The sequence below is a fragment of the Shewanella khirikhana genome, assembly GCF_003957745.1.
GTDB classification, from domain to species: domain Bacteria; phylum Pseudomonadota; class Gammaproteobacteria; order Enterobacterales; family Shewanellaceae; genus Shewanella; species Shewanella khirikhana.
Window position 1 is genome coordinate 1,549,116 of sequence record NZ_CP020373.1, and the last position, 23,080, is coordinate 1,572,195.

The following is a 23,080-nucleotide window of genomic DNA, read 5'->3' on the forward strand; positions in this document are numbered from 1 at the left end:
TCCGTTTTCCCTGTGCTGTTTATCGTGTGTTATCTGTTTTGAGCGCTGCCTCACGGCCTATCTCTCGGGCAGGCTCACGGCCAAGCTCACGTCCAAGTTCTCGTCCAAGTGCGCCAAAGCGGCGCGGCGTTTCGGTAAACAGGGCGCCGATGGCAAAAAGGGCGCCATCAAGATCCCGCTCGGGATTGGTCTCAATGGGGAAGTTCTTACCCAGACGCAGCCACAGCCGTTTTGCCAAAACGGGGTTGGCAAGCTCACGGCCACTGACATACACGCTCCGAATGCCGACATTCAGATCCAGATGTTCAATCCAGTTGGCAAGATAGTCCGCCAGCGAGTCCATCATGGCAAAGGCGAGCTTGGGCTTGTCTTCATCACCGGCGAGGCGAAAACTCATCAGGGTGCCCAGGGTTTTGCACCAGTTAATGGCCCGCAGCGCCTCACCCCTGACCAGTGGATAGTCGATGCGGGGAGCGGTTTGACCACGGAATTTCTGTGCCTCACTGATAAGGGCGTCACTCAAAAAGGCCACTGAGGGTTTTTCCCGCCCAAGACTCAGCCCCAGAATACAGGCGCCCATGGCCCACAGCCCCTGCAGGTTGCCGCGCTCCATAGTGGGGGAAAAGCTGATATCCAGCATGGCAAGGCACTCCTGAGGGAAGCTCGCCTTGAATTTTTCAAGCACGGTGCGCTGGGGGCTCTCCATCAGCAGTCGATAAATGTCATAACCGTTGTCCGGCAGCGGCGTCTGGCTGAAAAACACCTCTTCCTTGCCCTGACCATCCACAGTGGCTATCTCCAGTGGCCCGGCGCCGCCAAGGTAGAGGCTGGCGTGGTGGGCAAGGGCCTTACCGCTCTTGCCGGTGAGGCCCTTTAGCGCCAGTGCGGCAGGGCCTTTGACCCGCGCCAGCGAAGTGTCGTTACACTTTCTTAAGGACACTGACTGCCCGTCCAGCTGCGCCATCACGCCATTGCTGCTGGCAATTTTGTGCTCAGGCCTGGTGCCGGACTCGAGTGTGGCATAGGCGGCAGTGCCTGCAGCCGATATCGCCTCGCTGATGCAGTGCCAGCGGCCATCGATGGCGCACAGATCCAGGGTGCTGTCAGTATCAAAGCTGGATTGGGTAAAGAGGTAGTCGATGCCTTTCATGCGCAGCAGCTCACAGAGCACCAACTCGGCGCGGCTCGCGGCAAAACGTACCCGATAGCTGGGCGCCGTGAGTCTGTCGTGGCCGGGGACTGGCATAAGCCTGAGTCTCGGTTTTTCAATACTGGAGAGCGCCAGTACTTCGGCTTCGGAGGCCATCAAATGGCCCGGCAGGCTGTTTGGGTTACACACCAGCAGCGTATCACGCTGGGCGCTGCCCTTCAGGCTGTAGCGCTTGCCATCCAGCTCTCTGGCATCGCCTGTGATAAGCGCGCTGGCCATAGCGCTAAGCTCACCGAGCGTTATCGCTTTTACGGGAGTTGCCTCAACATGCCCCTGGGGGAAATTGAACTTTTCACCGTGGCAATGGGGGCAGGCAAGGTCGAGGTCGCCAAACTCGGCGCTTTGGTTGTCGCCAAAGCGTGGATAACAGTGACCGCAAAAGGCGAGCTGCGGATCCTCTGCTTCCTGCGCCGCTTGCGTGTTTGATAGCACCGCCTCTGGCACGTCCTCATCCGGTATGGCCGCTACCCGGGCGCCCAGCAGAAAACAGGACAGCGGAAACGCCTGAGCCAGGATATCGGCGAGGGCGCCAAGCTCGGTTTGATTGCCGCGGGCGCGCAGCCAATAGCGGTAGCCGCGCTCAAGCTTGCTTACCCCGGCCTCGGATGCCAATGCCTGATATTCACTCTCACAGGCGAGCCGGTTGAGGGTAGTACTGTAAAAGGGCACAGGCCGGGAGGTATCAAACTCAAATCTAATGGATTTTTCACCCATGGGTGCATCCAGAGGCGTTGGCGCTGAGGGGGTATCAGCGGGAGTCGGGGCTATTGCAGACATGGATTACTGGCCTCCCGGTAAATGGCGTCCTGGTACAGGCTTTCTATGGTGTTGTCAGCCACCTTTTTGCTGTTAAAACCAAGGTCGCTCAGGTGGGCAAGCAGCGCCTTTTCCATCACCGGAATGGCGGCGAGCAAGTCCTGGGTCAGCCCAAGGTGCATGGGCTCGAGCACTGTGGGGGTTACGCCGAGCACAAAGGTTTTGGGCCTGTCGCCAAGCATTTCCATCATGGTGAGGGTTTGCAGCATTTCCACTTCATGGGCGCTGCCTTGCCAGTCGATTTCGGCAGGGGCGGCATCAAAATCAAAGAAATAGACTTCCCCCGGCATCACACCCGGGGCGTTGACTGTGTCGCAAACAATAAGATGGTCGTATTTGGCGATGATGGGAGTAAGGCCCTGAGCCAGGGTGCCGCCATCAAGAATGTCAAGGGAATGCTGTGGGTGAGCAAAACGATAATTTTCAGCGAGATAATTGGCGAAATGCACGCCCACGCCTTCGTCGGCGAAGAGTATGTTGCCAATGCCGAGTAGCAGGACTTTCATCCTTTCTCCTCCAGTAGCCCGTCAGTGGGCGTCACCAAATGCGGTGTGTACAAGTAGGGTACAGAAACAGCGCCATGCTTATCCTCCCTGGATTAGGCATGGCGCAAGCGGCATCAATGCTTATGGTAGTCGTAGCCGGAGACGATGGAGTCTACCGAGTTGTGTTTGAAGCGAATACCTGTCCACACAGCCATATAAACGTGGATAACCACAAACACAATGAATACCCAGGTAAAGTAGTGATGCCACAGCCGCACTTCGGCGAGGCCACCCATCCAGGCAGTGAGGGTGCTTGCCGTGCCCCACAGCATGCCGCCCATGCCTTCATGGTAAACATTGGCATAAAGTATCAGCCCTGTGATGCAGATTGCGCCGGCAATTACCGAAATCGCAAAGTAGGTCACAAATTGCAGTGGCCCGTACACACCCGCCTTATTGAGTTTACCCATCCAGAGGTAGGACTTAAGTTGGGTTATCCAGCTGTTGATGCTTAGCACATCGCGCATGGAGCGCCGCTCAATGTCGTGCTTACTGAAGAAAAACAGATAAGCGCGGGCGAGGGTAACGGCGCACAGCACAAAGCCGAACACCAGATGGCCGAAGCGTACCCAGCCCTGCACCAGTACATCGGTGGAATCGGGCGCGACCAAAAACGGCCAGGCGAGGTAGAAGCCGGTCACCACCAGCACCAGGATCGCGAGCGCTCTTAGCCAGTGGAAGATGCGGATAGCGGCGGTGAAGATAAAGGTCCGCTCATATCCATCACCATGTTGCTGGCCAGTGTGATGTGCCGCTGTGCTGCCGCCCCCGGGAGGCGTCTTGACTTGCGTGTTCATACAGCCTCCGTTTCTTTAATACCCTGAAGAGCCATTGGGTGACACCTTGAACTCAGACAGGCTCGCGCCCTTGAAGTCCATCACGTGCACCGAGCAGGCCATACAGGGGTCGAAGGAGTGGATGATGCGGATCACTTCCAGCGGCTTGGCAGGATCTTCAAGCTTGAGGCCAATCAGCGAGGCCTCATAGGGGCCAATCTTGCCGTTGGCATCCTTGGGACCGGCATTCCAGGTGGTAGGCACCACCGCCTGATAGTTCTCAACCTTGCCGCCCTTGATGCGGATCCAGTGACTGAGCATACCGCGAGGCGCCTCAATCATCGCATGCCCTACATACTCTTTGGCTGGGTCGATTTCAGGCTTCACGTAAGTGGCTTCATCGGACTGAATGTTGGTTAAAAGCGCATCGAAGGTACGCAGGCCTTCATCGGCCACAATCACGGTTTGCAGCATGCGCGCAGCGGTGCGCCCCAGGGTGGTAAAGAGCGCCGCTACCGGCAGACCGGTGCGAGCGAGCAGAGCATTGACTGCGTCCACAACCACCTTGTTGCCACGGGCGTAACTTACCAAGAGGCTTGAAAGTGGGCCGACTTCCACCGGTTCACCGTTGTAACGAGGGGATTTCACCCAGGAGTACTTGCCATCACCATCCAGGGTCGGCAGCTTGCCATAAACGGTGTCGCGCTCCACAAAGCCAGTGTAATTGGGAACTGTGGTGCCATCGTAGGGGTGCTGCGCCTTGTCGGCACTGTACCAGGCGTGGGTCACGTCTTCGGCAATGAGGTCTGGATTAATGTCGCTGACACCGGCCAGATCGCCATTCATTATGACGCCGCCATTGAACATGTACTCGCCGCCGGAGAGTACAAAGTCGTCGGTGGCGAGGAAGTTTTTCACATTCACGCCGCCAAGTACCGAAGGTTCGGTGCCAAAGGCTTCAGCCGCCATGACGATATCGGCCTGATAGGCACGCTTGATAAAGTCGGTCACATAAGCATGTTTTTGCTTCCACTCCTGCAAGCGGGCGGGGCTTAACATGTCACGTACCGAGGTCACACCGCCCACCACCAAAGACTGTGGGTGAGGCTGCTTACCACCGAAGATGGCCAGCATCTCGGCTGCAACCCGCTGCACTTCCAGCGCTTTTAAGTAGTGAGACAGGGCAATCAGGTTCTGCTCTGGGGTGAACTTATAGGTGCCATTACCCCAGTAGGCGTTGGCGAAGGGGCCGAGCTGGCCTTTTTCCACAAAGCCTTTTACCCGCTCCTGTACAGCGCGCAGTTCGCCTTCTCCGGCGGCAATCGGCTTATCGGTATACTTGAGCGCCACCTGAGCCGCCTTGGCAGGGTCGGCGCTTAGGGCCGAGACCACATCTACCCAGTCGAGGCCGTGGAGGTGATAGAAGTGCACTATATGGTCGTGCATATAGAGCGAGGTTTGCATTAATGAGCGCAGGTACTTTGCGTTCAGTGGAATTTTCACCCCGAGGGCGTTTTCCACCGCTTCGGTACCGCAGCGATAGTGGGAATAGGTACAGACGCCGCAAATACGCTGCACAATCAGCCCCACGTCCATGGGGGTACGGCCCTTGAGAATAACCTCAATGCCGCGCCACAGGGTGGAAGAGGACCAGGCGTTCTGAATGACATTGTTCTCATCTACCTCGACTTCGATGCGCAAGTGGCCCTCGATGCGGGTGATGGGGTCGATAACAACACGTTGGCTCATGATTTAGTCCTCTTTGGCTGCAAATACACTGGCAACGGCGTGGGCGCCGATGCCGACCACGGTGGCACCGAGAATGACGGCGCCTATGGTGTCGGCGGTGGCATCAAGCCCATGCAGCAGTTGCCGGCCAAGTGGCTTCTCAAAGTCGGCCATGTCGTCCCAGAAGTTGGGCTCGGAGCAGCCCATACAGCCGTGACCGGCGAGTACCGGCCAACTGGTATGGTGGTTAAAACGCTCGGTAGGGCAGTTATTGTAGGTGTAAGGCCCTTTACAGCCCACCTTGTAGAGGCAGTAGCCCTCTTTAGCGCCGTGATCGCCAAATTCTTCAACGAATTCACCGGCATCGAAGCGGCCGCGGCGTTCACAGTTGTCGTGTACCCGGGCACCGTAAGCCCATTTGGGCCGGTTGAACATATCCAGCGCCGGCAGTTTGCCAAACATGATGAAGTACATCAGGGTACCGACGATGTTTTTCTCGCTGGGCGGGCAGCCACCGAGGTTTATCACTGGCTTACTCACTACCTCGTGTATGCCCTTGGCACCTGTGGGGTTGGGGTAGGCTGCCTGCACACCACCGAAGGAAGCGCAGGTACCCACAGACACTATAGCGGCCGCGCCTTCGGCGGCATGCTTGATGATTTCAAGCCCGGTGTGGCCTTTACAGCCCACAGTTAAGAAGGCGCCGTTATTGGCGGTGGGGACGGCACCTTCTACAGCAAGCAGGTAGTTGCCTTTGTAGGTTTCCAGTGCGTGCTCGAGGTTTTCCTCGGCCTGCCAACCGGCGGCGGCCATCAGGGTCTCGTGGTATTCAAGGCTGATGTGGTCGAAAATCAGCGTATCCAGGTTTGGGGTATCGGCACGCACCAGGGATTCAGAGCAGCCGGTACATTCGGCCATGTGCAGCCAGATAAGCGGCACGCGATCGGCCAGTTCGGCGGCCTCGGCCACCAGAGTAGAGAAGGGCAGAGGCAGCGCCAGCATGGCGGTAACCGAGGCGCTCCACTTCATAAAATCACGACGGGTAATGCCATGTTGAGCCATCTTGTCAAAGAGGGTCTCCTCGTGGCGCCTTGGCAGGGAGCGCAGGGTTTCAAGCCGCTGCTTTCCTTGCTCGTAGAGGGCTGCATGTGTATCCATGGTGACGACCTTTTTTTGTTTTTAAGTTGTAAACATGCCTTTCGCATGCACGACATTTCAGGAAAAGTGTAGGAAGGGGGGCATGGCCCGATATTGATACACGTCAAGCTTTTACCCAACGTCGCCGGGCCCAGGCTTGTGACATCTTTGTAACATGAGGTGGTTCAAATTTTTGTTGGTGCAGTGGGTCAAAATGTCGCAGATTTTGAGTGTTTTCTACGCCCTTTTGTTGGTGTTTACGCTGTGGTTGGGGAAAGGTAATGGGATGGCGTAAAAACTTCCCTGATGGTTAATAAATCCTTAAGCTTATGAAAAGACAATCCCGTGCCTATTAGCGAGATCGCTAAAGCAGATGCCAGAGAGCCAACCATGAATTTTGCTACATTCTTTGCGCCCCAGTCCCGAATGCAACTGGCCTCCCTGGCTGTGGCGGCTTTGCTTATGGTGGGGATTGCCGGTCAGGCTGTTGCCGCGCCGAGCCTTGAGCATCAGGTAGTGGATGCTGAGGGTAAGGTGTTAAACCTCAGCGATTATCGCGGCAAGGTGGTGTACGTGGATTTTTGGGCCTCATGGTGCGGCCCGTGCCGTAAATCCTTCCCCTGGATGAACGAGATGCACAGTCGTTATCAGGACAAGGGGCTGGTGGTGCTCGCCATTAACCTCGATACCGACAAAGACGATGCCACACCTTTCCTCAATGCTTTGAAGCCTCAATTTAACATTGGCTATGACAGCGAAGGCGAGGTGGCACGAAGTTTTGATTTGCTGGGGATGCCTTCAAGCTTTGTGTTTGATAAGTCGGGAAAGCTGGTTAAAAGCCATGTGGGCTTTTTTACCGAGCAGACAAGCGAATATGAAGCTGAGCTTGTGGCCTTACTGGAGCAGCCGCAATGAAGTTCAAAGCAATAATCTTTTTCGCGGCGGCACTGTTCCTGCTTGGCGGCTGCACCACCTTGCAGCCCTGGGAGAAGGGCGAATTTGCCCGTGAGGATATGCAGCTGGGAGCCGAAGCGCTGGATTTATCACTGGACGACCATGTGTATTTCAGTAAAGAAGGTGCCAGCGGCGGCAGAAGCTTTGGCGGAGGCGGCTGCGGATGCAACTGATGCCAGCCTCACAGTGTCCTGTCTCACAGCCTGGCAATCCTACAAATCTGATTGCCGATGAAGTGAACTCGCGTTTTACACAAGCAAAGCCGGGTGACTATGTCTCTTCATCAACTGCTTCAATTTCTTCAAAGCCGCCCAAACACGGCATTGCAGCCGCCATCTGCCTCTCAAGCCTTGCCATGATAGGCTTTGATGCGTCAGCAACCGAAGCTCCGGCAGTTGGCGTCGCTGATGCTTTAAATCAAGTGCCGGATAGCGATGATGACGGTCTGCTCACCCGTCTGATTGACGGCTGGGAAATCGATGCTGCGCTGCTTTGGTATCGTGAAGATGCGCGGGTGCAGGCCATCGAAGGCGTGGTATCGGGCACCAAGGCCTTATCCGACAGCGAGTCTATTAATGCGAAAATTGTGCTCGACAGCCTGTCCGGCGCATCGGCTTCAGGTGCGCTAGCGCAGCAAAGCGCTCAAACCTTCACCCGGCCATCGGGCAAGGGCGAATATCAGGTGGCGGCCGCTGATACGCCGCTCGATGACACCTTTCAGGATACGCGGCTGTCGCTCTTTGGCGGCTGGCAAAAGACGCTGGATACCGCGACCAAAGTCAACGTTGGTATCTATGGTTCAAAAGAGTTTGATTATCTGTCACTTGGCGTGAATGGCGGCATCGAGTGGGGCTTTTATAAAGACAACACCACCTTAAGCCTCTCAGGCGCCCTGGGCTACGATCTGTTTGATGCCGTGGGGGGCAGACCCGTGCCCTTAAGCACCATGGCCATTCGAAAAGACTTTGCCGATGAAGAAGCCTTCTGGCAGGCGTTTGATATGAGCCGTGAGCGCGGTGTCGGTGATAAACGCATTGGCGAGTTGATGCTCGGCGTCACCCAAATACTCACCAAATCCACCCTGGTGCAATTCAATTACGGCCTTGGTTATTCAAGTGGTTATCTTAATGACCCTTATAAGTTGGTGTCGGTTTTGGATAGCGGCGGCAACGCCAGTCACTACCTTTATGAGTCGCGGCCAGACAGCCGCCTTAAGCAAAGCGCATTCGTGCTCGGAAAAACGGCATTTAGGCGCGGCGTGGCCGAGTACTCCTACCGCTTTACCATTGATGACTGGGGGCTTGATTCCCACACCCTGGAAGGCCGATATCGCCATTATTTTACCGGCAAAATGGGCCCTTACGTGCAGTTACATCTGCGGGCGTATCGCCAACAGGGCGTGGACTTCTTTACCCCGTATCTGCTGCAAGGCGAGCCTATCGCGAAGCACATCAGCGCCGATTATCGCATCGGCGATATGGACACCTGGACGATAGGCCTTAAAACCGGCTGGCGCCTTAAAGATGGCGATGAAATTGCGCTAAGGCTTGAGTATTACCGCCAGCTCCCCAGTGGTGAGGCATCAGGCCTTGAAGGTCTTCAGGGGCTCGATTTGTACCCAGAGCTCAATGCCGCCATGCTGCAGCTTAACTATTCGTGGAATTGAGTCTCGTGGAATTGAATCTCGTGGAATTAAGCCTCGTGGCTGGCGGCAAGAGGAGTACGAGGCGGATATGCTTTGGCGCTATGGCAAGCGACTGTGAGCTGCTGTTTATCGGTGCCAGTGACCTGCAGGCCAGGGCTTTTGCAGAGGCTCTTGCAGACCTTGCGATAGTCGAGGTGAAACGCATCGAGGCCAAATACAGCCGCTATTTGCCCCAGAGTGAGCTTAGCCGCATCAACGGCCTTGCTGGCAGCGAGATTCGTATTGATGCTGAAACCCATGGGCTGCTTCAATTCGCAGCCAACTGCTTCAGCCTTTCCGATGGGCTTTTTGATATCACCACGGCACCACTGCAGCGGCTGTGGGGCTTTGGCTCTAAACCTCATGGCCCTAATCATCATTTGCCGAACGACAGGCAAGTTCAGGCAGCCCTTGAGTGCATAGGCTTTGAGCGGCTGGTGTTTGATGCAAATACGTTGCAACTGCCTGCGGGCATGAGCCTCGACTTTGGCGGTATCGCCAAGGAGTACGCCGCTGACAGGGCATTGCTGTTGATGGAGCGCCGCGCTAAATCACTCGGCCTTAATGTTGCTGTGCTGGTAAACCTTGGCGGTGATATCGCCGCAAGTCGTTACCCCTGGCAGATTGGGGTTGAAGGTATTAATCCTGCAAATAAGGATTTGGATAGCAGCGAAAACGCGTCCGGGCTTATTGCATTTCCCGGTGGCGGCCTTGCCACCAGTGGCGATACCAAGCGCTTTTTGCTGGTGGACGCTAAACGCATCGGTCATATTTTATCGCCCAAAACCGGCTATCCGGTTGCCAATGCGCCGCGCTCGGTTACTGTGCTGGCGCCAAGCGCCTCGGCGGCTGGGATGCTGTCGACCATGGCGATGCTTAAGGGCGAGGGGGCAGAGGTCTTTCTTCGCGGCGAAGGTTTGGTGCATTTGGTGCAGCGCTAAGCGCTGCGTCAAACAGAGCTGGAAGCACAAATAGAAAAGCCGCCCATAAGGCGGCTTTTTCGTTATCGCATGATTGCTTCTACGTTATTAGCAGTTCGCTGATTAGAAGTTCGCGCTACGGGGTGCACGCGGGAATGGGATTACATCACGGATGTTACCCACACCGGTCACGTAAGACACCAGACGCTCGAAACCGAGGCCGAAACCTGCGTGTGGCACTGTGCCGTAACGGCGCAGGTCACGATACCACCAGTAATCTTCTTTCGACAGCTCCATCTCTTCGAGGCGGGCATCCAGTACGTCCAGACGCTCTTCACGCTGGGAGCCACCGATGATTTCACCGATGCCAGGCGCCAGTACGTCCATGGCCGCTACTGTCTTGCCGTCTTCGTTGAGGCGCATGTAGAAGGCTTTGATATCTTTCGGATAGTTCTTCACGACCACAGGGGCTTTGAAGTGCTCTTCGGCCAGATAACGCTCGTGCTCAGACTGCAGATCGATACCCCATTCAACCGGGTATTCGAAGGTTTTGCCGCAGTTTTGCAGAATTTCAACGGCGTCGGTGTAATCCACCTGGGCAAAGTCGCTGCTGACGAAGTTTTGCAGGCGATCGATAACACTGCCATCTACGCGCTCGGCGAAGAACTTCATGTCATCCATACGCTCTTGAAGTACGGCGTTGAAGCAGTACTTCAGCATAGACTCGGCCAGACCGGCAATATCGTTCAGATCGGCAAAGGCCACTTCCGGCTCAACCATCCAGAATTCCGCCAGGTGACGGCTGGTGTTGGAGTTTTCGGCGCGGAAGGTTGGGCCGAAGGTGTAGATTTTAGACAGTGCACAGGCGTAGGTTTCGCCGTTCAGCTGACCAGATACGGTCAGGAAGGCTTCTTTGCCAAAAAAGTCCTGATCGTAATCTACCTTGCCGGCGTCAGTACGTGGCAGGTTTTCCATATCCAGGGTAGAGACGCGGAACATCTCACCGGCACCTTCACAGTCAGAGGCGGTGATGATGGGGGTAGAAACCCAAATAAAACCGTTCTCGTGGTAGAAGCGGTGAATGGCCTGAGACAGACAGTTACGCACACGGGCCACGGCACCAATGATGTTGGTACGTGGACGCAGGTGAGCCACTTCGCGCAGGTGCTCAATTGAGTGGCGCTTGGCAGCCATAGGGTAAGTGTCAGGATCGTCTACCCAGCCGGTAACTTTCACGGCAGTGGCCTGCAGTTCGAACGCCTGGCCTGAGCCTGGAGATTCCACCAGATTACCGGTCATTTCCACGGAGCAACCCGCAGTAAGCTTCAGCACTTCGTCATTGTAATTAGACAGAGCATTGGGCACTACGCCCTGAATGGCATCGAAACAGGAGCCGTCATAGACGGCGAGGAAGGAGATCCCTGCCTTGGAATCCCGACGGGTACGAACCCAACCGCGCACTGTGATTTCAGTGCCGGGGGCGAATTCACCCTTAAAAACGGATGCGATAGATGCAATGCTCATTGCTGCGCTTATCTCCAACGAAACATGTGATATAAAATTGAAAAGGAGGTTTATATTACCTTTCCGGTGGCTTTTCTCAAGCTGAAAAAGGTATGCTGTGGAATATATTCACATTCCTGTGGCAACCGCTAACAATTTTCGGAGGTGAGCCATGAGTAAACTGCGAATATTCCAGCTTTTGCTGGCCGGATTGTCGATTTTGGGCTGGGCTCTGGCTGTGTGGGCGCTGATTATTTTTGATGGTGCAAGGCCCGATACCGCCGTGGGTTACTTTCTGTCCAAGGGTGCCCAGGTGAGGCTGTTTTGGGACCCAGAGCTGACACTTCGGCTTGAGCAGGTGATTTGGATAGTTTGCGGCATCAGTTTGGTGAGCTTGCTGTTTAATGTGTACGTGGCGCAGCACAGCCGCATGGGTTACTGGTTCAATATCCCACTTTTGCTGTTGGCATCGCTGGCGGCGGGGCTTTATGTGAGTTTCCTTATCTAGCGTCAGGCTTGGGGCAGTGCTGCCACTATTGCTTTGAAGCACTGTCCTTAGAGCGCTGTTCGTTGAGCACTGTTCGTTGAGGATTGACGCTTAGCGCACTGCAAAAGCTAAGTTAGACACGTGGGCCGGAACACTTCCTTGCTTTCTTACTTCCTTCCTTATTTCCTTACTTTCCTTGCTTCCTTTATTGGCCGTTTATCTTAACTCGCCTTTAGCTGCCATTTTGTTGGCTGTTGTCATCGGTCATTTTGCAGGCTGCTGTCATCGGTGATGTGGCGGCACAGCAAATCAATCATGGCGGCGGTGGCGCCCCAGATAAGCCTTCCTTGCCAGGGAATAAACACCACCTGATAGCTGTGGCCCTGGCGCACAAAGCGTTTTACCTGGCGATGCCGGGCGTTCATAAAAAAGCGTAATGGTACATAAAAGCACTCGGCCACTTCCCCCGGATCAATTCGCATCTCAAACGGCGCTTTTACCAGTGCCAGCACTGGCGTTATCTCAAAGCCGGTAAAGGTGCGGTGGGAGGGAAATTGCCCGAGCAGCTCAAGATTATCAGCCCCAAGGCCAATTTCTTCTTCCGCCTCCCGAAAAGCGGTATGCAGCGGACTTATATCGGTTTCTTCAATCTTGCCGCCGGGAAAGCTGATTTGCCCTGGGTGGGCGCGAAGATGGGTGGGGCGGGTGGTGAATATCAGGCAGAGTTCACCGTCTCTTTCTTCAAAGGCCATTAACACAGCGGCCTTACGCGCCTTGGTTTTCAGTGGCGCCGATACAATGTCATGGCGTAATGCCTGCAGCGAAAAGTGCAGTTTAAGCTCATTGGCAGACAGTGAACGGCGACCTCGAAAGGGCATGTTTATCCTCGGTTTTTATCGCTGAATCTCTGCTCGAGCAGCGGCAGAATACGGCTGACTTTATCGAAGGTTTCCTGATATTCGGCATCGGCCACTGAATCGGCAACCACGCCACCCCCGGCCCAGCAATACAGCTTGCCATCCACCGCCACCAGGGTGCGAATGGTAATGCTGGTGTCCATCTTGCCGTCCTGACTGATGTAGCCGATAGAGCCACAGTAGATGCTGCGCCGTGAGGGTTCAAGTTCTTCAATGATTTCCATGGCGCGGATTTTGGGGGCACCGGTAATGGAGCCGCCGGGAAAGGCCGCTTTGAGTAAATCAAAGGCGCCAAGGCCGTCGGCTAGCTTGCCGGTAACAGTGCTGACCAGGTGATGCACCGCAGGAAAGCTCTCAATCTCAAACAGTTTGGGCACCGCCACCGACCCCGGGCTTGCCACCCGGCCGATATCGTTCCTCAGCAAATCAACAATCATCAGATTTTCGGCCCTGTCTTTGGGCGATTGGCGCAGGCAGTCAGCGTTGTTTGCATCTTCTTTCGCATCGCTTGAGCGCGGCAAGGTGCCCTTGATGGGTTTGGTTTCTACCTGACCGTCAGCAAGCTTTAAAAAGCGCTCGGGGGAGATGGACAAAATGGCGCCTTCCTCCAGCCGGATAAAGGCAGAAAATGGCCCCTTGTTGGCCGAGCGCAGCGCCAGATACGCCTGCCATTCTTCGCCCTGATAGCGAGCCTCAAACCTCTGGGTCAGGTTTATCTGATAGCAATCGCCGCTGTGAAGATAGGCCTGCACGGCGGCAAACCTGGCATCATAGTCTTCGCGGCTGATTTGACAGCCAAAGGGCGATGTGAGCGCAAAGTCCGGCGTTTTTGGGGCTGGACCTTGGCGCAGAGTTTCGATTTGAGCCAATACAGTTTCCAGGGCCGCATCGCCAAGATAGTGCAGCAACTGCCACTGATTGGTGTGACTGTCTTTTATCAATGCCCAGTCATAAAAGCCGATGGCAGCCAGTGGCAGTGGAATATCGTCGGTAGCTATGTTCGGCAGACGTTCAACCTTACGGCCCAGGTCATAACTGAAGGCCCCAAGGGCGCCACCGGCAAAGGGCAGCTCGCTTGATTTATGCTGTGAATACAGTGCTTGGGTAAGGGTTTGCATCAGCGCAAACGGGCACTGTCCGCCATCGATGCGCTCAGTTTGCTGAGTGTGCTGCGCTGTCTGCGTCGTCTGCGCTGTCTGCGTAGTTGCAGCTTGCAACGCTTGCGCTACGGCTAAATCACAGTGGTGTTCATATACTTTCAGGCTGGCAATGGGGTTAGCCACTATGATGTCGAAGCGGGCGTCAGGATGATTTGCGTTGGCGGAGTCCAGCAACATGGCCCAGGGCGAGGCGGCAAAATGCGCAAAAAGTGCCTCTGTGGTATCGGTCCAGTCCAGGGTTTTTACGGCCAGTGGGGCAAAAGATGCCCGAACGGGCAGGGTAGGTAACATCGATTAACCTTATTCAACTTGTGATGTAGCCCAAATATTTGCAACAGAGTATCATATTGGCCGAAAAAGGATTAACCAAAACAAGAGGCCTGACCTGGTCGGTCTGGGTCTTCCCTATAAATAGAGCTGTCAACAAAGCTGAAAGAGTCGGAGCATAACGTGTCAGAGAATCACTCGCCGGTCGTGATCAAGCAGGCCGATTTTATTGAAAGTGTTGCGGATGCACTGCAATACATCTCCTACTACCACCCTAAAGATTTCATCGACGCCATGGCCGAAGCCTATGAGCGCGAGCAGAGCGCGGCTGCCAAAGACGCCATCGCTCAAATCCTCATTAACTCCCGCATGTCGGCCGAAGGCAAGCGTCCTTTGTGTCAGGACACCGGCATCGTCACCTGCTTTGTGAAAGTGGGTATGGGTGTGCAGTGGGACAAAACCGACATGACAGTGCAGCAGATGGTGGATGAAGGCGTTCGCCGCGCTTACACGAACCCGGATAACCCGCTGCGCGCATCCATTGTTGCCGACCCCGCCGGTGCCCGTAAAAACACCAAAGACAATACCCCATCTGTGGTGCATATCGACATGGTACCAGGCAACCATGTGGAAATGGCCATTGCCGCCAAGGGCGGCGGCAGTGAAAACAAGTCCAAGATGGTGATGCTGAACCCATCCGATGATATCGCCGCCTGGGTTGAAAAGACCCTGCCAACCATGGGCGCCGGCTGGTGTCCTCCTGGTATGCTGGGTATTGGTATCGGCGGCACCGCCGAGAAAGCCGCTGTAATGGCCAAAGAAGCCCTGATGGAGAGCATCGATATCCACGAGCTGATGGCCAAAGGCGCTGAAACCGCAGAAGAAAAGCTGCGTCTGGATATTTTTGAGCGCGCCAACGGTTTGGGTATTGGTGCCCAGGGCCTGGGCGGCTTGACCACAGTGCTGGATGTGAAAATCAAATCAGCGCCAACCCACGCCGCCTCCAAGCCGGTGGTGATGATCCCCAACTGCGCCGCGACCCGTCACGTACACTTCCACCTGGATGGCACAGGTCCTGCCGATCTGTCACCGCCAAGCCTCAGTGACTGGCCACAAATTACCTGGGAAGTGGGCGAGAGCGTGCGCCGCGTAAATCTGGATACAGTGACTCAGGCCGACATCGAAACCTGGAAGAGCGGTGACACCCTGCTGCTGTCTGGTAAGATGCTCACCGGCCGTGACGCTGCCCACAAGCGCATTCAAACCCTGATTGAGTCGGGCGAAGGTCTGCCGGAAGGCGTGGACTTCACCGGCAAGTTTATCTACTACGTCGGCCCGGTCGATCCGGTTGGCGACGAAGTAGTGGGTCCTGCCGGCCCAACCACAGCCACCCGCATGGATAAGTTTACCGATCTGATGCTGGATAAGACCGGCCTGATGGGCATGATTGGTAAGGCCGAACGTGGTCCTGCCACCGTTGAGTCTATCAAGCAGCACAAAGCCGTGTACCTGATGGCCGTTGGCGGCGCTGCGTACCTGGTGTCCAAAGCCATTAAGCATGCCCGCGTGGTTGCCTTTGAAGATCTGGGTATGGAAGCCATCTACGAATTTGATGTGCAGGATATGCCTGTGACTGTGGCGGTGGACGCTCAGGGCGTGAACGCCCACGAGACCGGCCCGGCCATCTGGAAAGTCAATATCCAGAACGCCAAGGCCTGATAGCCTTGACTAAAAATCCATAATTAAAAGGGCCCAGACACACTTGTCCGGGCCCTTGTCTTTGGATTAAGGTGTCTTTTTTGCCGGGATGGCATATCTGGCCCATGGCCACTAACAATAACAAACAGTATTGCGGACAACATCCATGAAGAAATTAAGCGCTATCGCCCTGTCGCTGGCATTCGCCGGTGTTTCAAGTGCGGCTCTCGCCTCCGGCGCCGAGCCATTCACGGTTCAACATCTGGTAAAGCTCAACAAAATGCACTCGCAGGCACTGTCTCCCGACGGCAGCAAACTGGTGTATGGCCTCAAAGAAATCAATGATGATGGCAGCAGCGAGTCCAACCTGTTCCTGCTGGATTTGACCAATCCCAAAGCCGCGCCGCTGCAGCTGACCAGTGCCAAGGGCACCGAGCACGATGTGGTATTTACCGCCGATGGTAAATCCATTCTGTTTTTGGCCGGTCGCGATGGCACCAGCCAGCTGTACCGCCTGCCATTAAACGGTGGCGAAGCGGTGAAGGTGTCTGATTTGCCGCTTGATATCAATGGTATCAAGCTGTCCCCAGACGGTAGCAAGCTGGCCATGACCTTAAGAGTGTTCCCTGAGTGTGACACGCTGGAATGTTCAAAAGACAAGTTCGATGCCGAAGCCAAGCGCAAGAGCACTGGCCGCGAATACAGCCAACTGATGGTGCGCCACTGGGATACCTGGCATGACCACGCCCGCAATCACCTGTTTGTGGCCGATATCAGCGGCAACAGCATGGGCGCCCCGGTTAACGTGACCAAGGGCCTGGATACCGAAGTGCCGCCCAAGCCATTTTCCGGCATGGAAGAAGTGGCCTTTACCAGCGACAGCCAGTATCTGGTGTACAGCGCCAAGGCACCCTCCAAAGATCAGGCCTGGACCACCAACTACGATCTGTGGAAAGTGAGCGTGAAGGGCGGTAAGACCGAGAACCTGACCGCCAAGAACACCGCCTGGGATGCCCAGCCTGCCTTTAGCAGCGACGGCGCTTATATGGCTTATCTGGCGATGAAGCGCCCCGGTTTTGAAGCCGATCGCTATGCCATAATGCTTCGGGATCTGAAAACCGGTCAGGAAAAGGAAGTGGCGCCTCTGTGGGACAGAAGCCCATCGTCAATCCAGTTTGCCGATGATAACCGCACCCTGTATGTGACGGCGCAGGACGTGGGTCAGGTATCGATTTTTGAAGTGAACACCCAGTTTGGCGATGTGCGTCCCATCTACAACGATGGCAGCAACAGCCTGATTGGCCTTGCCGGTGACAAGCTGGTGTTTACCCACCGCAGCCTGGTTGAGCCTGGTGATGTGTTTACCATCGGCAAAGATGGCGATCGCCTGACCCGTTTGACCGAAGTAAACAAAGACAAACTCGCCAAAATCAAATTCGGTGAGTTCCAGCAGTTCTCCTTCAAGGGCTGGAACAACGAAACCGTACACGGCTACTGGATCAAGCCTGCCAATTATAAAGAAGGCAAAAAATATCCTGTCGCCTATCTGGTACACGGTGGTCCGCAGGGCTCCTTTGGTAACAGCTTCAGCCACCGCTGGAATGCCCAGCTGTGGGCCGGTGCCGGTTACGGTGTGGTGATGGTGGATTTCCACGGCTCTACCGGTTATGGCCAGGCCTTTACCGATTCCATTTCCCAGGATTGGGGCGGTAAGCCACTGGAAGATCTGCAAAAAGGTCTTGCGGCGGTTGGCAGCCAGCAGAAGTGGCTGGACGTGAACAACGCCTGTGCCCTCGGCGGCTCCTATGGCGGCTACATGATGAACTGGATCCAGGGTAACTGGAACGATGGCTTCAAGTGTCTGGTAAACCACGCGGGTCTGTTCGACATGCGCTCTATGTACCATGTGACTGAAGAGCTGTGGTTCCCTGAGTACGAGTTCGGCGGTACTTATCAAAAGAGCCGCGATCTGTACGAGAAGTTCAACCCGGTCAACTATGTTGAAAACTGGAAAACCCCAATGCTGGTGATCCACGGTGAGAAGGACTTCCGCGTACCTTATGATCAGGGTCTGGCGGCATTCAGCTTTATGCAGCGCAACGACATTCCGTCTGAGCTGCTGATTTTCCCAGACGAAAACCACTGGATCCTCAACCCTGAAAACCTGCAGCAATGGTATGCCAAGGTACTGGGTTGGATGGACCGCTGGACCGCTAAATAAGCGAGTCTATTAACTGCTTCACGAAGCCGGACACCTGTCCGGCTTTTTTTTTAACAAAACTTAAGTATAGTGACCCACTTGGCTGGCTCGGGCAAACAGCTGAGCCAATACGCCTAAGCCAAAGCACCTGCATAAACAACCTATAAAGCAGGTGGCCTAAAATGGACTTTAGTCAGGAGAATTGCCATGGGAATGAAAACCTTAACTTATCAGGAAGCCCGCGAACGGATGCAACCAGGCGATGTGGTGGCCTTTGGTGGCCGCGCGCCTTTTTCGATACTCACCAAATTTATGACCCAGTCCGCCGTGTCCCATGTTGGGGTTATTCTGCAAACCAAGGTGGTGGAAGATCAAAGCGGCCGTTTTTTCAATCAAATCATCGAGTCCACTGAGCTGAATGGCTTTACCGGCGTGCAAATCAACCGCTTCAGCGACCGTATGAGTTATGAAGGGGACATCTGGTGGCTGCCGCTGTGCCCAGAGCTGCGGGAAAGCCGCTTCGATCAGAGCCGTTTTTATGACTTTCTGTTCAATCAGGCCAAGGCGCGAAAGGAGTTTGATATTCCCCAGGCGCTGATGTCGGCCTTCGATATCTTCGACAGCTTAAAGGGCCCGGGTTACAACGAGCGCGACTACAGCCGCTTTTTCTGCTCGGAATTGGTGGCCGCGGCGTTTGAAGAGGCCGGTCTGTCCGGTACCGTCAATGCCAGTGAAGTGACTCCTATCGATTTATGCCGCTGGCGCATTTACGACAAGCACTATTATCTGCTTAAGGGGGAGGGCGAGCCCGAAATTTCCCGCTTTAACAGCCATTGTCCTTCCGACTGGGATTGTTAGTTATCTGTTTCATTTTCATTGCGATTGTGCCGCCTATGGGGCTATGATGCCCTTTCCCTGAGCAGGGATGATACTCGGCTACGGATTGCTTATAACAAAATGAAATAAACATATGATTACAAAGTCTCTAACGGGCCAGAAAGAGCACAACATAGTTTGTGCTTTTTTTTACCGTTCTGATATCTTTCGCGCTAAGCGAGCATCGCAATTTCCTGTCACGCCGTCCGGCAGACAAGCTTGCGGTCAACTAGCCAAAAACACTCTATTTTTCAACATTTTTCGGGTCATTGCTCCTATGGTTCGTTCTCATCGTGCCACCAGTTCATCACCAAAGGCTCTGGGTGCCTTGCTGCTTGGCGCCTCTGTGCTGTCTTCAATTTCTGCTTTTGCCGCCGAGCCGGAACCGGTTCCCGTGCGGGTGAAGGCAGAAATGCCGCCCAAACCGGTTAAACCCGGGCAGGTGCGCTTTGCCAAAACCGGCAGTTTTGATGCCGATACTGTCGTGAGACTGGCCCGTCAACTGTCGGCAAAACCCTATGTTGCCTTGAGCGATCCGCTGCCCGGCAGCCTCGCCAACATCAGCTACGATGAGTACCGTGACATTCGTTTTAAAAGCGATGCCGCCATCTGGAAACAAGAGGGGCTGCCTTACCAGATGCAGCTGTTTCACCGCGGCTTTTATTTCCAGGATCTGATTGAGATTGCGGTGGTTGAAGGCAAAAAGGCCACCCACCTGTCCTATGATTCAAGCCTGTTCAGTGCCGGTGATGTGCTGCGTGAAAAACTGCCTACCGAAGACATAGGTTACAGTGGTCTGCGTATCCACTATCCAATTAATAATCCTGAATATTTTGACGAGCTGTTTGTTTTTCAGGGGGCCAGCTATTTTCGCGCCCTCGGTAAAGGCAATGCCTATGGTCTGTCTGCCCGTGGTCTTGCCATCAAGACCGCCGATACCGCCGGGGAAGAGTTCCCGGTGTTTCGTGCCTTCTGGATTGAAAAGCCGAATCTTGAAACCAATCTGATTGTGGTGCATGCACTGCTGGATAGCCCAAGCGTGGCCGGTGCCTACCGTTTCTCTATCCGCCCCGGTGAAAACACCCGTATGGACGTGGAAGCCGTGCTGTTCCCTCGGGTTGAACTGGCCAAGGTGGGTCTTGCCCCCAGCACCAGTATGTATATGCACTCGCCCAATGGCCGTCATCTGACCGATGATTTCCGTCCTGCCGTGCATGACTCTGACGGGCTTTTAATGATAAACGGCCGTGGCGAGCGTCTGTGGCGCCCGCTGGCGAATCCAAAGGATCTGCAGATCAGCGCCTTTATGGATAACTCGCCCCAGGGTTTCGGTCTGATGCAGCGTGAGCGTGATTACGTTAACTATCAGGACCTTGAAGCCAACTACGAGCGTCGTCCAAGTCTGTGGGTTGAACCTGTAGGTAACTGGGGCGCCGGTGCAGTGGTACTGACCGAAATCCCAACCCAGTCAGAAATTCACGACAACATAGTGGCGTTCTGGAAGCCGCGCCAGCCATTGGCCGCTGGCAGCGAATACCGCTTTGCTTATCACCTGTCATGGGGCGCAAATCCGGCGCCGGTGGAAAACTCGGTCATAGTGTCCCGCACCGCCAGCGGCCGCGCCGACATTGCCAAGCCTACGCCCAAGCGCCTGTTTGTGGTGGACTATGAGGTAAAAGGCGAGAAGCCCGCCAAGTTGCCCAAGGCCAAGATTGAAGTGAGCCAGGGCGAAGTGAGCAATGTGGTTATCCGTGAAAACCCCAAATCAAACGGCTACCGTTTGTCGTTTGAGTTCGATCCGGGCGAGTTCCGCATGGCCGAGTTTCGCGCCGAGCTTAAGTTTGACGAGCCTAAAAGCGTCGAAACCTGGCTCTATCGCTGGACGCTCTGAGGCCAGCCATGAGCAATTTGCTTGATACCGAAGCTGTCACCCTCGCGGGTGACAGTGCCATGCCGCCTGAGCGCCCCGGGGACATGCCTGCCCAGTCGCTGAAGGCATTTTCCGAAGGCTTTCCGCGCACGCCGGTGCAGCCCAAGGCGCTGAAATCCAATCCGGTTAAACGCTGGAGCGTGGTGGGCTCGGCGCTGCTATTGTCGGCTTTTGCCATTTATGAGATGCGCGGCGTGTTCCTGGTGGGCGGCTTAACTCCGCTGGAATATGCGGTGCTGGTGCTGTTTGCGGTTAACTTCTGCTGGATTGCGCTGGCGTTTTGCGCCGGGGTTGCGGGGCTTATCTCGCTGATTAAGCAGGCCTTCAATGCCCGAAAGGCGCAGGGCTGCGACACTGAGGCGCCATTCGTGCCGCTTCAGGCAAAAACCGCCATTTTGATGCCGACCTACAATGAGTCGCCGGACCGGGTGTTTGCCGCGGTGGAGGCTATGTCACTTTCGCTCGCAGCGCGTCCGGAAGGGGATGCCTTTGACTGGTTCATTCTGAGCGATACCACGGATCCCGACATTGCCCTGGCCGAAGAGCACGCCTTTTGGCTGCTGCGCGAAGCCACCGCCGGTAAGGCGCGGGTTTATTATCGTCGCCGTCGTAAAAATATCGCCCGCAAGGCCGGTAACGTGGCCGATTTTTGTCGCCGCTGGGGCAGCAGTTATCAGCATCTTTTGGTGCTGGATGCCGACAGCGTGATGGAAACGTCCACCATGGTTTCGTTGGCGCGGCGCATGGAAGCCGATCCGGACTCGGGTCTTATCCAGACCATTCCGGCGCTTATCCGCGGCACTACCCTGATGGCGCGGGTGCAGCAGTTTGCAGCGCGTTTCTATGGCCCTGTGATTGGTACCGGGCTTGCGTGGTGGGTGCAAAAAGAAGGTAACTTCTGGGGCCACAATGCGATTATTCGCACCGAGGCCTTTATGAAGGCGGCGGGTTTGCCCCATTTGTCCGGGAAACCACCCTTTGGCGGCCATATCATGAGCCACGACTTTGTCGAGGCGGCGCTTATTCGCCGTGCTGGCTGGAGCGTGAAGATTGCCGCCGATCTGGCCGGATCCTATGAAGAGTGTCCGCCGTCAATTATCGATATGGCGGTGCGCGATCGGCGCTGGTGTCAGGGCAACCTGCAGCACAGCCGCGTGGTCGGCGCCAAGGGGCTGCATTGGGTTAGCCGTATGCATCTGGTGACAGGGATTATGTCGTACCTGTCATCGCCTTTCTGGCTGCTGCTGATTTTATCGGGCTTGTTGCTGGCGCTGCAGGCGCACTACATCCGTCCTGAATACTTTACCGATCAGTTTTCGCTGTTCCCAACCTGGCCTGTGATGGACTCTGACAGGGCATTGCGACTTTTCTATATCACCATGGGTATCTTGTTTGGGCCCAAGGTGTTTGGCCTCTTGGTGCTGTTTTTCGACAGTAAAACCTGTAAGGCGCTGGGCGGTCGCTTCAAGGTGATACTGAGCACCATCACCGAAGTCATTCTCTCGGCGCTGATTGCCCCCATCATGATGTTCATCCACTGCGGCGCCGTGCTGTCGATTCTGTTTGGCCGCGACAGCGGCTGGTCGCCCCAGCGCCGTGATGATGGCAGTCTGCCTTGGAAAGACCTTATCTACCGTCATCGCTGGCATATGGTGGCAGGCTTGCTGCTTGGCTATGCCGCTATGCTGGACTCGCTGACGCTGCTGGCCTGGATGTCACCGGCGCTGATTGGCCTTTGGCTGGCGGTGCCGCTGTCGGCGGCCACGGCGTCTGGCCCCATTGGCGAGTGGTTCAAGGCCCGTAAGATCCTGGCCACCCCGGAAGAGGTGCAAGAGCCGCAAATCGTTACTGAAGCCGCAAACCGGCGCGAACTGTACGCAAGGGCGCTGGAAAGCAGCTGGAATATGCCGCTGCTGCTGGCAAGGCCCGAGCTGATGGCGCTGCATATGAGCATTATGGATAAACTGCCGACCCATGTACCTGGCAGTGCAATTGAGCCGCTGGAAGCCATTGCGCGGGTGAAGGTACAGGAAGGCCAGTGCCAGACCAGTTTGCTTGCGCTGCTGAGCCGTCAGGAGCTCAGTTATGTGCTGGGTAACCCTTTGCTGCTAAAACACATGCAAAGCTTACCTGAGGCCTATGCCGACGATGATTTGGTGACTATCTGCTAAGGCGTCAGCGCACTGCTCGTTAGCCTGCGAGGGTGACGAGCTTTGACTGATACAAAAAGCCCGGCGATTGCCGGGCTTTTTTATAGTTGCAGCTTAGGCTG

At 55.4% G+C, this 23,080-nt stretch carries 18 protein-coding genes; 10 read left to right on the forward strand and 8 right to left on the reverse strand.

Annotated elements, in window-relative coordinates:
* Window positions 1–19 precede the first annotated feature (19 nt).
* The 5 genes from STH12_RS06725 to hyaA form a co-directional block, all read right to left on the reverse strand.
* A complete protein-coding gene (locus STH12_RS06725) occupies window positions 20–1,987 on the reverse strand; it encodes a hypothetical protein (RefSeq protein ID WP_126166840.1) in 1,968 nt (655 codons plus the stop codon).
* Complete coding sequence (locus STH12_RS06730) at window positions 1,975–2,532, reverse strand: HyaD/HybD family hydrogenase maturation endopeptidase (protein ID WP_126166841.1); 558 nt, start codon at window positions 2,530–2,532, stop codon at window positions 1,975–1,977. Before STH12_RS06730 ends, STH12_RS06725 begins: the two co-directional genes overlap by 13 nt.
* Window positions 2,533–2,645: 113 nt before the next feature.
* Entirely contained in the window at window positions 2,646–3,368 is a 723-nt protein-coding gene (cybH, locus tag STH12_RS06735) for a Ni/Fe-hydrogenase, b-type cytochrome subunit (protein WP_237158778.1), read from the reverse strand.
* A gap of 15 nt (window positions 3,369–3,383) precedes the next feature.
* Window positions 3,384–5,096, reverse strand: coding sequence for a nickel-dependent hydrogenase large subunit (gene hyaB, locus STH12_RS06740; protein WP_126166842.1), 1,713 nt, complete (start codon window positions 5,094–5,096; stop codon window positions 3,384–3,386).
* 3 nt (window positions 5,097–5,099) lie between these two features.
* The gene (gene hyaA / locus STH12_RS06745; protein WP_126166843.1) at window positions 5,100–6,233 is read right to left on the reverse strand and encodes a nickel-dependent hydrogenase small subunit; all 1,134 of its coding nucleotides are present in this window, start codon (window positions 6,231–6,233) and stop codon (window positions 5,100–5,102) included.
* A 405-nt stretch (window positions 6,234–6,638) separates the two neighbouring features.
* On the opposite strand from hyaA, the gene STH12_RS06750 reads away from it, so the two are divergent.
* From STH12_RS06750 to STH12_RS06765, 4 genes are all read left to right on the forward strand, one after another.
* A complete protein-coding gene (locus STH12_RS06750; protein ID WP_418856607.1) occupies window positions 6,639–7,127 on the forward strand; it encodes a TlpA family protein disulfide reductase in 489 nt (162 codons plus the stop codon).
* The gene (locus STH12_RS06755) at window positions 7,124–7,339 is read left to right on the forward strand and encodes a DUF4266 domain-containing protein (RefSeq protein ID WP_126166844.1); all 216 of its coding nucleotides are present in this window, start codon (window positions 7,124–7,126) and stop codon (window positions 7,337–7,339) included. Before STH12_RS06750 ends, STH12_RS06755 begins: the two co-directional genes overlap by 4 nt.
* Before the next feature lie 182 nt (window positions 7,340–7,521).
* On the forward strand, window positions 7,522–8,832 hold the full coding sequence (locus tag STH12_RS06760; RefSeq protein ID WP_418856608.1) for a DUF3570 domain-containing protein: 1,311 nt from the start codon (window positions 7,522–7,524) through the stop codon (window positions 8,830–8,832).
* 80 nt (window positions 8,833–8,912) lie between these two features.
* On the forward strand, window positions 8,913–9,791 hold the full coding sequence (locus tag STH12_RS06765; RefSeq protein ID WP_126166846.1) for an FAD:protein FMN transferase: 879 nt from the start codon (window positions 8,913–8,915) through the stop codon (window positions 9,789–9,791).
* Window positions 9,792–9,893: 102 nt separating this feature from the next.
* Here STH12_RS06765 and asnS read toward each other — a convergent pair whose 3' ends face one another.
* Window positions 9,894–11,294, reverse strand: coding sequence for an asparagine--tRNA ligase (gene asnS, locus STH12_RS06770; RefSeq protein WP_126166847.1), 1,401 nt, complete (start codon window positions 11,292–11,294; stop codon window positions 9,894–9,896).
* Between the two features lie 151 nt (window positions 11,295–11,445).
* Between asnS and STH12_RS06775 the strand changes: the two genes are divergently transcribed.
* Window positions 11,446–11,781: a hypothetical protein gene (locus tag STH12_RS06775; protein WP_126166848.1), complete on the forward strand. Its 336-nt coding sequence runs from the start codon at window positions 11,446–11,448 to the stop codon at window positions 11,779–11,781.
* A gap of 236 nt (window positions 11,782–12,017) precedes the next feature.
* On the opposite strand, the gene STH12_RS06780 is transcribed toward STH12_RS06775, so the two are convergent.
* Both STH12_RS06780 and pabB read right to left on the reverse strand, forming a co-directional pair.
* Window positions 12,018–12,638, reverse strand: a complete 621-nt coding sequence (locus STH12_RS06780) for an NUDIX hydrolase (protein ID WP_126166849.1) — start codon at window positions 12,636–12,638, stop codon at window positions 12,018–12,020.
* 2 nt (window positions 12,639–12,640) lie between these two features.
* Window positions 12,641–14,116 (reverse strand): aminodeoxychorismate synthase component I, encoded by a 1,476-nt coding sequence (gene pabB / locus STH12_RS06785; RefSeq protein ID WP_164551285.1) that lies wholly within the window; start codon window positions 14,114–14,116, stop codon window positions 12,641–12,643.
* Between the two features lie 171 nt (window positions 14,117–14,287).
* Between pabB and STH12_RS06790 the strand changes: the two genes are divergently transcribed.
* From STH12_RS06790 to mdoH, 5 genes are all read left to right on the forward strand, one after another.
* Window positions 14,288–15,823 carry a fumarate hydratase gene (locus tag STH12_RS06790; RefSeq protein ID WP_126166851.1) on the forward strand — a complete coding sequence of 512 codons (1,536 nt, stop codon included), beginning with the start codon at window positions 14,288–14,290 and terminating at the stop codon, window positions 15,821–15,823.
* Window positions 15,824–15,968: 145 nt separating this feature from the next.
* The gene (locus STH12_RS06795; protein ID WP_126166852.1) at window positions 15,969–18,023 is read left to right on the forward strand and encodes a dipeptidyl-peptidase 5; all 2,055 of its coding nucleotides are present in this window, start codon (window positions 15,969–15,971) and stop codon (window positions 18,021–18,023) included.
* 192 nt (window positions 18,024–18,215) lie between these two features.
* Window positions 18,216–18,860 (forward strand): hypothetical protein, encoded by a 645-nt coding sequence (locus tag STH12_RS06800; protein ID WP_218567778.1) that lies wholly within the window; start codon window positions 18,216–18,218, stop codon window positions 18,858–18,860.
* 295 nt (window positions 18,861–19,155) lie between these two features.
* Entirely contained in the window at window positions 19,156–20,769 is a 1,614-nt protein-coding gene (locus STH12_RS06805; RefSeq protein WP_126166854.1) for a glucan biosynthesis protein G, read from the forward strand.
* An 8-nt stretch (window positions 20,770–20,777) separates the two neighbouring features.
* Complete coding sequence (mdoH, locus tag STH12_RS06810; RefSeq protein WP_126166855.1) at window positions 20,778–22,979, forward strand: glucans biosynthesis glucosyltransferase MdoH; 2,202 nt, start codon at window positions 20,778–20,780, stop codon at window positions 22,977–22,979.
* Window positions 22,980–23,080: the final 101 nt, after the last annotated feature.